The organism is Flavobacterium sp. RNTU_13 (genome assembly GCF_046614455.1).
In the GTDB taxonomy this organism is placed as follows: Bacteria; Bacteroidota; Bacteroidia; order Flavobacteriales; family Flavobacteriaceae; genus Flavobacterium.
Genome location: NZ_JBKJHB010000006.1, coordinates 166166 through 180408 on the forward strand (window position 1 = coordinate 166166; position 14243 = coordinate 180408).

15 protein-coding genes are annotated in these 14243 nt (G+C 44.1%); 12 read left to right on the forward strand and 3 right to left on the reverse strand.

Annotated elements, in window-relative coordinates; all coding sequences use genetic code 11:
* Positions 1-91: 91 nt before the first annotated feature.
* Complete coding sequence (locus ACLI08_RS13915; RefSeq protein ID WP_411429109.1) at positions 92-967, reverse strand: cell division protein FtsX; 876 nt, start codon at positions 965-967, stop codon at positions 92-94.
* A gap of 5 nt (positions 968-972) precedes the next feature.
* Between ACLI08_RS13915 and ACLI08_RS13920 the strand changes: the two genes are divergently transcribed.
* Entirely contained in the window at positions 973-1107 is a 135-nt protein-coding gene (locus ACLI08_RS13920; RefSeq protein ID WP_411429110.1) for a hypothetical protein, read from the forward strand.
* A 135-nt stretch (positions 1108-1242) separates the two neighbouring features.
* Positions 1243-4347 (forward strand): leucine--tRNA ligase, encoded by a 3105-nt coding sequence (locus ACLI08_RS13925; RefSeq protein ID WP_411429111.1) that lies wholly within the window; start codon positions 1243-1245, stop codon positions 4345-4347.
* A gap of 95 nt (positions 4348-4442) precedes the next feature.
* On the opposite strand, the gene ACLI08_RS13930 is transcribed toward ACLI08_RS13925, so the two are convergent.
* Positions 4443-5045 (reverse strand): thioredoxin family protein, encoded by a 603-nt coding sequence (locus ACLI08_RS13930; protein WP_411429112.1) that lies wholly within the window; start codon positions 5043-5045, stop codon positions 4443-4445.
* A 102-nt stretch (positions 5046-5147) separates the two neighbouring features.
* Here ACLI08_RS13930 and ACLI08_RS13935 point away from each other — a divergent pair, with 102 nt between their 5' ends.
* From ACLI08_RS13935 to ACLI08_RS13975, 9 genes are all read left to right on the forward strand, one after another.
* Positions 5148-5930: a patatin-like phospholipase family protein gene (locus tag ACLI08_RS13935; protein WP_411429113.1), complete on the forward strand. Its 783-nt coding sequence runs from the start codon at positions 5148-5150 to the stop codon at positions 5928-5930.
* 74 nt (positions 5931-6004) lie between these two features.
* Positions 6005-6715, forward strand: coding sequence for a UMP kinase (gene pyrH / locus ACLI08_RS13940; RefSeq protein ID WP_411429114.1), 711 nt, complete (start codon positions 6005-6007; stop codon positions 6713-6715).
* A 33-nt stretch (positions 6716-6748) separates the two neighbouring features.
* Positions 6749-7309 (forward strand): ribosome recycling factor, encoded by a 561-nt coding sequence (frr, locus tag ACLI08_RS13945; protein WP_411429115.1) that lies wholly within the window; start codon positions 6749-6751, stop codon positions 7307-7309.
* Between the two features lie 110 nt (positions 7310-7419).
* Complete coding sequence (locus ACLI08_RS13950) at positions 7420-7668, forward strand: hypothetical protein (protein ID WP_411429116.1); 249 nt, start codon at positions 7420-7422, stop codon at positions 7666-7668.
* On the forward strand, positions 7668-7949 hold the full coding sequence (locus tag ACLI08_RS13955) for a type II toxin-antitoxin system RelE/ParE family toxin (protein WP_411429117.1): 282 nt from the start codon (positions 7668-7670) through the stop codon (positions 7947-7949). Before ACLI08_RS13950 ends, ACLI08_RS13955 begins: the two co-directional genes overlap by 1 nt.
* Positions 7950-7976: 27 nt before the next feature.
* Positions 7977-10460: a DUF5686 family protein gene (locus ACLI08_RS13960; RefSeq protein ID WP_411429118.1), complete on the forward strand. Its 2484-nt coding sequence runs from the start codon at positions 7977-7979 to the stop codon at positions 10458-10460.
* 31 nt (positions 10461-10491) lie between these two features.
* The gene (locus tag ACLI08_RS13965; protein WP_411429119.1) at positions 10492-11166 is read left to right on the forward strand and encodes a DUF6928 family protein; all 675 of its coding nucleotides are present in this window, start codon (positions 10492-10494) and stop codon (positions 11164-11166) included.
* 39 nt (positions 11167-11205) lie between these two features.
* Positions 11206-11772 carry a Crp/Fnr family transcriptional regulator gene (locus tag ACLI08_RS13970; protein WP_411429120.1) on the forward strand — a complete coding sequence of 189 codons (567 nt, stop codon included), beginning with the start codon at positions 11206-11208 and terminating at the stop codon, positions 11770-11772.
* Between the two features lie 55 nt (positions 11773-11827).
* Positions 11828-12280 (forward strand): hypothetical protein, encoded by a 453-nt coding sequence (locus ACLI08_RS13975; protein ID WP_411429121.1) that lies wholly within the window; start codon positions 11828-11830, stop codon positions 12278-12280.
* Here ACLI08_RS13975 and ACLI08_RS13980 read toward each other — a convergent pair.
* Positions 12277-12603 (reverse strand): DMT family transporter, encoded by a 327-nt coding sequence (locus tag ACLI08_RS13980; protein WP_411429122.1) that lies wholly within the window; start codon positions 12601-12603, stop codon positions 12277-12279. The genes ACLI08_RS13975 and ACLI08_RS13980 overlap by 4 nt on opposite strands.
* 160 nt (positions 12604-12763) lie before the next feature.
* On the opposite strand from ACLI08_RS13980, the gene asnS reads away from it, so the two are divergent.
* The gene (gene asnS, locus ACLI08_RS13985) at positions 12764-14197 is read left to right on the forward strand and encodes an asparagine--tRNA ligase (protein WP_411429123.1); all 1434 of its coding nucleotides are present in this window, start codon (positions 12764-12766) and stop codon (positions 14195-14197) included.
* The last annotated feature ends 46 nt before the right edge of the window (positions 14198-14243 follow it).

The following is a 14243-nucleotide window of genomic DNA, read 5'->3' on the forward strand; positions in this document are numbered from 1 at the left end:
GTTTTGCACCGTAAAACACTCTAATTTATTTTAACAGTAAATTACCTCCCGATAATTTAAAATTTATAATTCAAAATTTAAAACAGGCCTATTAATAAAGGTCGTCTGTACGCAGGTTAAGGAACCTTTGTGTAGCAAAGAACGTGCTTATGGCGGCTATTATTATACCGGTAGACAATACCCCGGCAAGCACTATGGCGGTAGGTATCCAGTCTTCCCAAATGTTTAGTTCGGGCAGCACGCCATCGGCCCAGTGTACCAGGTACAACAGCACCAGTATGCTGAAAAATGCGCCTATAAGGCCCAGCTTGATACCTTTCCATATAAACGGCCTGCGGATAAACGCTTTGGTAGCACCCACAAGCTGCATGGTTTTAATGGTAAATCGGTGCGAATAAATACTTAACCTCAACGCACTGTTTATAAGCAACATAGAAACCACGGCAAAAACCGCGCTAACCACCAGCACCCAGTACGATATGGATTTAATGTTTTCGTTAGCCAGCTCTACCAGTACTATATCATAAATTACATCGGCTACGGCAGGGTCGTTCCTTAGCTCTACCTCTATGTCTTTTATATGTTTTTTGTCTACAAACTGGCTTTTAAGGTGAATATCATAACTGTCCAGCAGTGGGTTTTCTCCTTCCAGGAACACCTCGCTGTCCTCCATAAGGTCGGGGTTATTTTTAGCACCTTCTTCCTTACTTACAAACTTAAGGTCTTTAACGTACGCGCTGTTTTGCAGGCGTGTAGCAAAAGCCTGCGCGGTAGTATCGGTAACTTCGCGTTTAAAATATATGGTCATGGGTATGTTTTCTTTTACATACCCCGATATTTTTTCGGTATTAATTACAAATAAACCCAGCGCCCCAAGCAGGGTAAGCACTATGAAAATACTCAGTACAACAGAGAAATAGGACGATATTACCCTGCGTTTCTGAAACTTCTCAAAAGATGATGCCATAGTATATGCTTAAATTAGCCGTAAAAATAAGAAAGTATTTTTTATTAGCTGCTGAGTTTCTGAGTTTCTTAGCTTATGAGCAAAAAAGCTTAGCGGATCAGCAGCTAAGAGGCTCAGTAGCTTTCCAAAAAAAACACTAAATTTGCGTTTCTTAAGCCACTTAGCTTCTAAGCAGCTTAGCGGCTTAGCCCCAAGCTGGTAAACAGGAATTACATAATTAATAGAAAAACAAAAAGCTCAGCAGCTCAGCAGCTCAGCAGCTCAGAAACTGAAAAATGAAATACAACCACAGAGAAATTGAGGCCCGCTGGCAGAAATTTTGGGCAGAAGACGGTACCTTCCGTGCCGAAAACATATCGGATAAACCGAAATATTATGTATTGGATATGTTCCCTTACCCAAGCGGGGCGGGGCTGCACGTAGGCCACCCGCTGGGCTATATAGCCAGCGACATCTATGCCCGATACAAACGCCACCAGGGTTTTAATGTACTGCACCCACAGGGGTACGACAGCTTTGGCCTTCCGGCAGAGCAGTACGCCATACAAACCGGGCAGCACCCTGCGGTAACCACCGAAACCAACATTAACCGCTACCGCGAACAGCTGGATAAAATAGGTTTCTCGTTTGACTGGGACAGGGAAGTGCGCACCAGCAACCCGGAGTACTATAAGTGGACACAGTGGATTTTCATTCAGTTGTTTAACTCTTGGTTTAATTACAACAGCAACAAGGCAGAGAGCATCTGCACGCTTATACAGCATTTTGAACAACACGGTAACGCAGGTGTTAATGCTGCTGCCGACGATAATATACCTGCTTTTACCGCAGCCGAATGGAACGCATGGAGCGCAGACGAGCAAGAGCGCATGTTGCTTAAATACCGCCTTACCTTCCTTGCCGAAACTGAGGTAAACTGGTGCCCAGCACTGGGAACCGTACTGGCTAACGACGAAATTGTAAATGGCGTAAGCGAGCGCGGTGGCCACCCGGTTATCCGTAAAAAGATGACCCAGTGGAGTATGCGTATTTCGGCGTATGCCGAAAGGTTGCTACAAGGCCTGGACACCATAGACTGGACAGAGTCACTTAAAGAAAGCCAGCGCAACTGGATAGGAAAATCAGTAGGCGCAAGCGTAAAATTCCGCGTAATGCAGCCAAACGAGGTGGATGCAGATGGTAATGACCTTGCCGAGTTTTTTACAGACCTTACCAGCCCGCTTGAAAACCAAACGTATATAGAGGTGTTTACCACCCGCCCTGATACTATTTTTGGCGTTACGTTTATGACCCTGGCTCCGGAACATGATTTGGTTGCCAAAATAACCACGCCGGAGCAAAAAGCCGCTGTTGAAGCATATGTGGAAGCTACTGCAAAACGCAGCGAACGAGAGCGTATGGCCGATGTAAAAACCATTTCGGGGGTATTTACAGGTGCCTATGCCGAGCATCCGTTTACTAAAGAGCCGGTACAGATATGGATAGGCGATTACGTACTTGCCGGTTACGGCACAGGCGCTGTTATGGCCGTACCTGCAGGCGACCAACGCGACTATGATTTTGCCAAACACTTTGGCATTGAAATAAAGAACATTTTTGACGGAGCCGATATTTCAGCGGAAGCGTACGCCAGCAAAGACAATGTAAAGCTTGTAAACTCTGATTTCCTTAACGGGATGGATTATAAGGCTGCCACAAAAGAAGCCATTGCCGCCCTGGAAGAAATGGGTCAGGGTAAAGGTAAAACCAACTACCGCCTGCGCGATGCTGTTTTCAGCCGCCAGAGGTATTGGGGTGAGCCATTCCCGGTGTACTACGTAAACGGGTTGCCAAAAATGATAGCTACCGAGCACCTGCCTATCCGCCTGCCGGAGGTAGAGAAATATTTACCTACCGAAGACGGACAGCCACCGCTAGGTAACGCTACCGAGTGGGCTTGGGACACTACCACAAACACCGTGGTAAGTACAGATAAAATAGACAACGTAACCGTATTTGCATTGGAACTGAATACCATGCCAGGATGGGCGGGTAGTTCATGGTACTGGCTGCGATACATGGATCCGTTTAACAACGATGCTTTTGTATCTGAAAAGGCGGAGGCCTACTGGCAGAATGTAGACTTATACATAGGTGGTAGCGAGCACGCCACAGGCCACCTACTATACAGCCGTTTTTGGAACAAGTTCCTTAAAGACCGTGGCTTTATCAACCAGGAAGAACCGTTTAAGAAACTGATTAACCAGGGGATGATATTGGGTACGAGTGCATATGCTTATAGAGTTAGATATTCAATAGACAGTGCAGTTGATATCAATGAAATGCCACAGGAGTTAAACAGCTATCAAAACAGCCTGCCTAGCAAATATGGAGAAATATTCGTTTCTAAGGAAGTAATAGATTCTAAATTCGAATTAGAAAACCTTATTTCTAAAGTTCCATTTTATGAACAAATTATAACTGATTGGAAAGAAAAAGCTAAATCATTAGGGATTTCTGAAGAAAGAGTATATCTTAAATTCCAACATGTTGATTACTTGCCTGTTCCTGTGAGTTTCTTGATAGGAACATCAAATTATGTAGACTTAACTAAATATAAGAAATTCTTCAAAGAATTAGAAAAAGCGATATTCTTTGATAAAGATGGTGAGCTGGTAAATGATGACCACAAAGAATTTTCATCTTTTAGAGAAGTTGAGAAAATGTCAAAGTCTAAATACAATGTTGTTAGTCCTGACGAGATATGTGAGGAATACGGTGCCGATACGCTTCGCCTATACGAAATGTTCCTTGGACCGCTTGAACAAGCCAAGCCATGGAATACCGCCGGTATTACCGGGGTAAGTGGTTTCCTTAAAAAACTATGGAAGTTGTACTTTGACGATAGAGGCTTTATAGTAACCAACAACCAGCCTACAAAAGACGCGTATAAAACCCTGCACAAAACCATTAAAAAGGTACAGGAAGATATAGAGAACTTCTCGTTTAACACCTCGGTAAGTTCGTTTATGATTGCCGTTAATGAGCTTACCGCCATGAACTGCCACGAACGCCTTATCCTGGAGCCGCTTGCCGTACTGATTTCGCCGTACGCGCCCCACATTGCTGAGGAACTTTGGTACCAACTGGGTCACAAAACCAGCATCAGCACGGTAGCGTTCCCTAAGTTTAACGCTGAATATTTGGTAGAAAGCAGCAAGGAGTACCCGGTGTCGTTTAACGGAAAAACCCGCTTTAAGCTGGAGTTTCCGCTGGACATGCCTGCTGCCGAAATAGAAGCCGCCGTACTTGCAGATCCCCGCACTACCGAATATCTTAACGGCAACGCCCCGAAAAAGATTATTGTAGTACCGGGCCGTATTATAAACGTAGTGGCATAAACATACCATTGCCAAAAGGCAACCATAAAAAAAAGCACTCTGTAACAGAGTGCTTTTTTTTATGGTATAATTTTATGTGCCGTTAAAACTGCTGCTTATTTTAAAAGCGACAATATTTCGTTCATGCTGCTAATGCCTTTATCGTGCAGGTACCATTTTTGCAGTGCCACCTTAACCTCCTCGGTAACGGCACCGTACTGTGCCTTAAGGTCTACCACCAGTTTTGCAGCCTCCGCAGGCCTTGGCCCCCAGCTGGCTACAGGCTCCAGTGTATCGGCGTTAAGCACAATAAGTTTTGGTATAGAGCGGGAACCGTTAGTAAGGTACGCATCCATAAGTTCGGTATTTTCATCGCGCAGTACCGTTTTCAGGGTAATTTTATCTGTAGCCTCCGCCATTTTATTCATTACAGGCAGCAGTTGCGCCGCATCGCCACACCAGCCTTCGGTAATTACTAAAAACAGGTACGATTGTTCCAGGGTGTTTAGCTTTTCGGCTATTTCGGCAGGTACCGTTATGGTTTTATCCAGCCTGTTCATACGGGTTTCGTTTAGCGAGCTGTAGTGGGTAAGCGCCTCGCTTTGTTCCGGGCCGGTGCTCATTCCTTCGTTTAAAAGACGTGTTACCAGCGCGCGGTATTCGGTATACGATTGTGCCTTATTAAGGCTTTGTTGTATTAGGGTGTCTGTAGTTGTCATCTCCTCAAAATTTGGGGTAAAATTAATGTAATTATTGTTATATCAAAAAAAAGGCCATTCGGTAAAAAGGTGTAATTTAGTCAGGCAAATCAAAAACCAGGTATGAAGTTTGACGGAAAAAACATAGGCCTTACCCTTTCGGGCGGAGGCACCAAAGGCCTTGCCCACGCCGGGGCATTAAAATTCCTTGACGAGCAAGGCATTAGGCCAAACCATATAGCAGGCACCAGCTCTGGCGCCATAGTATCTTCTCTGTACGCCTGGGGCAAAAAACCCGAGGAAATACTGGAGTTTTTTAAGTCGATTTACTTCTTCCACTGGAAACACTTTACCTTCCGCAAGCCGGGGCTCATAGATTCGCTGGCGTTCCGTGATTATTTCCACAGTGTTTTTGGCGATGCCACCCTGGGTGAGCTTTCGTTTAAAATGCACCTCACGGCTACTGACCTTGTGTCAGGCAAGTTGCGTATTTTTGAAGACAACATAAAAATAGCCGATGCCGTACTGGCCTCGTCGGCATTTCCTGGTATTATTTCACCTTACGAAATAGACGGCCGCCTATATGGCGACGGCGGCATAGTAAACCACTTCCCTACCGATATACTGCAGGGCCGCTGCGATACCAATATAGGCATATATGTAAGCCCGATACAAAAAATACAAAAAGAAGACCTTAGTAACATAAAGGCAGTAACCGCCCACGCTTACGACCTGCTTTCGGCAAACAGCAACATGCAAAAGTTTACCCTGTGCGACTGGGTTATAAGCCCGGAGGAGCTGGCATTGTACAGCACCTTTGAGACCAACAAGCAAAAAATGCAGGAAATTTTTAATATAGGCTACGAAGCCGCGAAGAAATCCTATAACGATGTGATTATTTTGTAGCAGGGCAGCGTGGCAAAAATTGTTTAGTTGGAAACAAATATTGCTATATTTGCACCATCAAAAAACAACACCCTATGAAATACAACCGAATCCTGTTAAAACTAAGCGGCGAAGCGCTTATGGGCGAAAAGCAATATGGTATAGATCCTAAAAGGCTTGCCGAATATGCTGCCGAGATTAAACAAATTCATGACAAAGGCGTACAGATAGCCATAGTTATTGGCGGTGGTAACATATTTAGGGGTGTGGCAGGTGCTGCAAACGGTATGGACAGGGTTCAGGGTGATTATATGGGTATGCTGGCTACCGTAATAAACGGTATGGCACTACAAGGCGCCCTGGAAGATGCCGGTATGCAAACCCGCCTGCAAACCGCACTTGAAATTAAAGCCATTGCAGAGCCGTACATAAAAAGGAGGGCCGTACGCCACCTTGAAAAAGGCCGTATTGTAATATTTGGCGCCGGTACCGGTAACCCGTACTTTACTACAGATACTGCTGCCGTACTTAGGGGTGTAGAGGTAGATGCCGATGTTATACTTAAAGGTACTCGCGTAGATGGTATATACACTGCCGACCCGGAGAAAGATCCTTCGGCTACAAAATATGAAACGCTGACTTTTGAAGAAGTGCTTGCCAAAGGCCTTAACGTAATGGACACTACAGCCTTTACGCTTAGCCAGGAAAACGCGCTTCCTATTATAGTGTTTGACATGAACAAGCCCGGCAACCTGCAAAAGGTGTGCTTAGGCGATGTGGAAGTAGGCACAACGGTAACCGTTTAATAATAAAGAACAGAAAACACGAACGTAAAAGCTATGGAAGAAATAGATTTTATACTGGATAGCACCAAGGAAAGCATGGAAAATACCATAGCCCACCTTGAAAAAGAATTTTTAAACATACGTGCCGGTAAGGCAAGCCCTGCTATGCTGGGTGGTGTAAGGGTAGACTATTACGGCGCTGCTACGCCGCTTTCGCAGGTAGCAAATATTAATACGCCAGATGCCCGTACGCTTACCATAACACCATGGGAACGTAACCTGATTAAAGACATAGAAAAGGCCATTCTTATTGCAAACATTGGGTTTAACCCAATGAACAACGGTGAGAGCATTATAATAAACGTACCGCCACTTACAGAGGAGCGCCGCAGGGATCTTGTAAAACAGGCAAAGTCTGAGGCTGAAGATGCTAAAATAGGTATACGTAACTCTCGTAAAGATGCCAATACAGACATTAAAAAGCTGGAAAAAGATGGCATGAGCGAAGACGTATGTAAAGGTGCAGAAGAAAGTGTACAGGAACTTACTAACGCGTTTATTAAAAAGATAGACGAGCTGCTTGTAGCAAAAGAAGCAGAAATTATGAAGGTATAACCTCCTGAGATAAAAATATGTTAAAAAATCCGCCCGGCTGTGGCGGATTTTTTTATACATCATATTTTCGGCAAAATGTCGTTATCTTTACATAGCAAAATCAGATTACTATGGACGCGGCTAAAAAACTGGAAGTACTGGACTGGGTATTACATCTTGAAGACGACACGGTATTTAATAAGCTACTGGCTATAAAGCAGAAACACTATAACAGTAATGACACCGTGGCGTATACTGCGCTTGGAGAGCCTTTAAATATAGAACAATACCACGCTAAAGCAGAAAAAGGACTGACAGATATAAAAGAGGGAAGATACCAAACGCAGGACGAACTGGAAAATGATATACAATCCTGGTAATGCCGCTACAGAAACCAATCATAAAATGGTCTGCAGAAGCCATATCAGACCTTAAAAATATTTATTATTCGCTATTAACTTCCCGTAAGGCGAGTACTGCAACTTTAATACGTAAAGAACTTTTAAATGCGCCTAAGAGCATTGTATTTTCTGAACAATATCAGCAGGATGAAATCTTTCCTAAGTTTCGTAGAATAATTGTGCGAAACTACCGGATACTTTACGTAATAGAAAACGACAGTATTTATATAGTAACCATAGTAAACTCATTGCAAAACTAAACCGGTAAAAAGCAGAACATCGCCTACATGAAAATCCTACAGGTTTTGTTGTTTTTATTTACGCTATGCACCGCAGCACAGGCGCCCCTTACCGTTACCGTAAGAGACGCAGCAAACAACGCGCCCCTGCCCTACGCTACCGTAAAAAGCAACGGTAAAAACTATGTGGCCGATATAGACGGTAAACTTTCCCTTACTGATTACGCAACATCGTTTACGGTTACCTACACGGGCTACGATGCGCAAACCATAAGCATAAAGCATCATACCACCCACTATGCCATTTTGCTGAAAATAAAACCGGAACTGCTTGGCGAGATAATCATTTCCCGGCAAAACCCGGCAACCGAAATTATTGGCAAGGCCATACGCCGCAGGCCGGTAAACGATCCGCAGCAGCACCTTAACAGCTACAGATATAAGTCTTACGACCGCCTTGTGGTTACTGCCGACCCTGATTCAGTACAGAGCCGCATAGATACTATTCTAGCTTACGAAAAAGCAGGGCGTTTTATCGAAAAGATAGACTCGGCAGTATTTAAGTTTAAAAAAATTGTAAGCCGCCAGCACCTGTACCAAACCGAAAAGATTTCAGAATTTTTATACGATAAAAAACAAGGGCTTAAAGAAAACGTATTGGCAACCCGTATGGCAGGGTTTAAAAAACCGTTGTACGAGTTCATAGGCCTTAAGCTGCAATCGTACAGTATTTACACCGATGATATAGACCTGTTTGAAAACAAATATGCCGGGCCACTGGCGCGCGATGCCTTTTTTGAGTACAACTACAAGTTGCTCGATACCATAAGCATTAACAACCGCCCCACCTACATGATTTATTTTGATGCCAAGCGCCGCCTGAAACGCAAGCTGCGCGGGGTATTGTACATAGACTGCGAAACCTATGGTATTGCTAAAGCCATACTGCGGGTAAAGAATGTTATAGACATTACATCGGTACATTACTTTGAATACGAGGAAGAGCAAAAGCTTTGGTTCCCCATAAAAAAGACGCTTAAAATAACCAAGGGCAATAACAAGGAAGACATACGCATACTGGGCGAAACCATAAAGTTTGACGCCGTAGACAGTAAAGACCCTAACCGTAAAAAAGAACCGTCTGACTATGTGTACCTGTACTCTGAGGCGCATAATTTTGACATGGAGTTTAATACCCCGGTAACCATATACCGCCGCGTTGTAGACATAGAAATTAAAGACAACGCCGTAAACCGTCCCGATGAATACTGGCAGCGTTTTCGGCCTGATTCCCTTGATACCCGCAGCCTTACCACCTACATGGCGCTGGACAGCCTTGTGGCAAAAGACAACTGGGAACAGCGCATTATATGGGGGCGCCGTGTAATAAATGGCTACATACCTGCCGGCGCGGTAGATATAGACCTGAGGCAGATTTTTAAGTACAATAACTACGAGGGCTTCCGTGTGGGGTTTGGCGGTATTACAAACAATAAACTGAGCCAAATTTTCAGGGTGAGCGGTTATGGGGCGTACGGAACTAAAGACGGCGCGTTTAAGTACAGCGGCGGCATGGCGCTAAGGCTGGGCAGGTTTTCTAACTCATGGGTAGGCGCCTCGTTTACAGACGATATCCGGGAGATAGGTAGCACGTCTTTCGCTACAGATAAGCGTACGTTTAAAATATACGATCCGCGCCCGTTTAACCTTACCACGTTTTATAATTACCAAACCTGGCAGGGGTACATAGAAACCCGGATTATACCCAAAACCGACAGCTACTGGCAGCTTACGCGCAGCCGTATAGACCCTAAGTTTAACTACGTTTTTATGCAGGGGCAAAAACCATACACGGTATTCGACCTGGTTATGGCATCGGTATCAATACAATGGAACCCGTTTAGCGATTTTATGCAAACCCCTGACGGGCGTGTAGAGAGCGAAAAACGTTTCCCAAGGTTTGCATTTCAGTACACACAAGCTGTATCTGGAGTTTTGGGCAGCGATTTTAATTTTGGCAAGTTTGATTTCAGGGCAGAGTTTCAGCATAAGTTCCTTAACGGGCAAATTACTTCGGGGTTGCTGCAAACGGGTATAGCCAGCGGCGATGTACCCATAACGCACCTGTACAGCACCTCGCCAAACAGCCTGCTTAAAGACGGCATACTGCAACGTATAACCATATCGGGGCGTAACAGTTTTGAGACCATGTACTTTAACGAGTTCTTTAGCAGTGAGTATGTTACCCTGCAACTGAAGCATGGCTTTACACGCTTTACGCTATACAAAAGCCTGAAACTTTCGCCCATGCTGGTTACACGCTTTGCCTGGGGTAACCTGTCTAACAAGGATGCCCACCTGGGCTTTGCCTATAACACACTGGACAGGGGCTACTACGAAAGCGGCATAGAGCTAAATGAAATTTTTAAAGGCCTGGGCATTACGGGCTTTTACCGGTATGGTCCGTACCAACTGCCTCATTTTGACAAAAACGTATCGGTTAAGGTGTCGTATGTGCTGAATTTGTTTTAATTTTTGTAGGTTTATACAAAAAGAAGAAACTATGGGGTGGAAAGCTTCATTTATAATCGTTAACAAGCCCAAAACAGTTGATGTTAAAACACTACTAAATGAGTTAGGCTTTCAAAATTTGACAAAAATAGATGATGCCCATTTTGAATTTACCATTAACCCTAAAGAAAACACGGTTTATGTTGGTAACTACAAGGACAACTTACTGATTTGCACACCTGACCTTCCAATGTCTTTCTTTGAGGACGGTGAATCATCCGCCGAAAAAATACTGAACAATTTTTTTTCCGATTCCGAAATTTGCTCAATCGTACTTCATAGCGTTGTAAACTTATGGGGATATTCCATAAGTAGATCTGGTAAAAAAATAAGGGCTCGTGCGGGAAGCGCAGATTACGGTACATTTGTTGACTTAGGTAACCCAGTTGAAGAAGAAAAAGGATTGCTAAGCAAATCCAGACTCGACGAAAACAGGAATAGGGTATATTCTTTTGAAGAATTTCCTGATGAAGAATTGTCTGAAGACCAGGTTGGCGAGAACTTTGTTTTTGAAATTTGTTCCCGCTATTTTGGAGAAAAGCTGGACCACGCCGATGATTTGCTTTTTGAGACACTATTATCGGGGTTTGAGTACGGAAAAACAAATGTCAAAAACAATCAAGTTAAACCAAACAGCACAAAAAAACAGTGGTGGAAATTTTGGTAGTTAAATAAACCTCTAACGCATCATATTATAACCCAATATATGCACCAGATACGCCAACTTTTTGAACAAAAAGACAAACTCAGTGATGCTGACTGGGCTTATTTTTCTGCCCGGCTGGTGCGTACTGCATATCCTAAAAAGCACCTTGTACTAAAATCCGGTGAAGTAGAAAATACCCTGTCGTTTATAGAAAAAGGCCTGGTACGTTTTTACATTCCACAACCAGATAAAGACCTTACCTTTGGGTTTGCCTTTGAAGGGAACTTTGTAAGCGGTTACGATTCGTTTTTAACCCGGATGCCATCGCACTACGCCATAGAAACGCTGGTGCCTACCGTACTGTGGCACCTTACCCACAATGATTTAAAAGACATTTACAACAACACTGCTATAGGCAATACCATTGGCAGGCATGCCGCTGAAGATTTATTCCTTAAAAAAAGTAAGCGCGAAATCTCCCTCTTGACCCAAACCGCCCAACAGCGCTACGAAAGCCTGTTTACAGAGCAGCCTCATCTTATACACCAAATCCCACTGAAATACATAGCATCTTACATAGGCGTTACCCCGCAGGCACTTAGCCGTATAAGAAAGCGTATTACTTAACCCGGGTTCATTGTTTGGCGTTAACGGCTTGCAGATATTTGCCTTAAAAGAAAATATGAAACCACTACTGGTATTACTCTCGGTATTTATTTTAAGTGCATGCGCTACACGGGTTACACAAGGGCATTTTTTATATGCGTTCTCCGGGCGTGTTGCGTTGTGCATCATGCTGTTGTTTACGGCATTGGGGCACTTTATGTTTCCTAAAGGAATGGAAATGATGCTACCTGAATCCGTTCCGTTTAAAACTATTGTTATTTACTTTACAGGAGTTTTAGAAGTTATGGCAGCCGCAGCGTTGCTCTTCCCTGAAACTAAAGTATATGCAGGATGGTTTTTAATAGCTTTCTTTATTCTTATCCTACCTTCCAACATTTATGCCGCAATAAAACATGTAGATTATCAAACAGCTACGTACACCGCCAGTGGCACGGTATATTTATGGTTTAGGATTCCGCTACAACTGCTGTTTATACTATGGGCGTATTTTTTTGCCGTAAAAAATTAATGCGATACAAACTTAAGCCCCACGATTGAAGCAATCAGCGTAGTAAGGAAAAACAAACGCCAAAAGTCGGCTGGCTCTTTAAATACAAAAATACCCACCAGTACCGTACCTACAGCGCCTACACCCGTCCATACCGCATAAGCCGTACCTATGGGCAGCGTTTGCGTGGCTTTGTACAGCAGTACCATACTTACGGTAAGGCACAGGAAAAAGCCACCCATCCAGTATTTGGCTACCATGCCCGTACTTTCGTTGGCCTTACCCAGGCACGATGCAAAACCTACCTCAAACAGGCCGGCTATAACCAGTAATATCCAGTTCATAGTATACGTGTTTAGGGTGCAAAGGTACTTTTTTTAGCAGTATGAGTAATGGTTGGTGAAAATTCGTGAAATTCGTGTCAGCAAAAAAAACGCTTTTTAGTACATTTGCAGGCATTTGCAACACATAATTCTAAACAAAAGAGGATTAATTTACAACAAAATGAAACTGACAAAGATTAAAGACCTGCTGAACAGCACCAAGCCGATTGATGATGTACTTGTAAAAGGATGGGTAAGAACCTTTAGAAATAACCAGTTCTTAGCCATAAACGACGGGTCTGTAATTCATAATATACAGGCGGTAGTTGACTTTGAAAATACCCCTGCCGACACCCTTAAACGCCTTACAACAGGTGCAGCCGTAGCGGTAAAAGGTGCGCTTGTACCTAGCCAGGGTGCAGGGCAAAAATTTGAAATCCAGGTAAAAGAGCTGGAAATACTGGGCGACAGCGATGCGGAGAAGTTCCCGATGCAGCCTAAGAAACACTCACTGGAATTCCTTCGCGAAAACGCCCACCTTCGTGTACGCACTAACGTATTTGGCGCCATTATGAGGGTGCGTTCAGTGCTGTCGTTTGCCATTCACCAGTACTTTCAGGAGAAAGGTTTTGTGTATGTAAACACGCCTATTATTACAGGGTCTGACGCTGAGGGCGCAGGCGAAATGTTTCAGGTAACATCGCTTCCTGTGGGCAACCCGCCGCTAAACGAGGAAGGTAAAATAGACTACAAGCAGGATTTCTTCGGTAAGGAAACTAACCTTACGGTATCGGGTCAGCTGGAAGCCGAGACTTTTGCTATGGCACTGGGCCAGGTGTATACCTTTGGGCCTACATTCCGTGCAGAAAACAGTAACACCAGCCGCCACCTTGCCGAATTCTGGATGGTAGAGCCGGAAGTGGCTTTTAACGACCTGGACGATAACATGGACCTGGCAGAAGACTTTATACAGTACGTGATTAAGTTTTCCATGGAGCGCTGCAAAGACGACCTTGAGTTCCTGGACAAGCGCCTTGCCGATGAGGAAAAAACCAAGCCTACCGCAGAGCGTAGCGAACTTGGCCTGCTTGAAAAACTGAACTTTGTTCTTGAAAATAAGTTTAAGCGCGTAAGCTACACAGAGGCTATAGACATCCTGAAGGCGAGCAAGCCAAACAAAAACAAGAAGTTTAGCTACATTATAGAGGAGTGGGGTGCCGACCTGCAGAGTGAGCACGAACGCTACCTTGTAGAAAAGCACTTTAAGTGCCCGGTAATACTGTTTGACTACCCTGCAAAAATTAAGGCTTTCTACATGAGGCTGAACGACGACAACAAAACCGTACGCGCCATGGACATACTGTTCCCTGGTATTGGTGAAATTGTGGGTGGATCACAAAGGGAAGAACGCCTTGATGTGCTGCAACAAAAAATTACCGACCTTGGCATAGACGAAAAAGAACTTTGGTGGTACCTTGATACGCGCCGTTTTGGTACGGCAGTACACAGTGGCTTTGGCCTTGGCTTTGAGCGCCTGGTGCTGTTTGTTACCGGTATGGGTAACATCCGCGACGTGATTCCGTTCCCAAGGACACCGCAGAACGCTGAGTTTTAAAATATTATGAAGCCTCCCAATCGGGAGGTTTTTTTTATGTATTTTT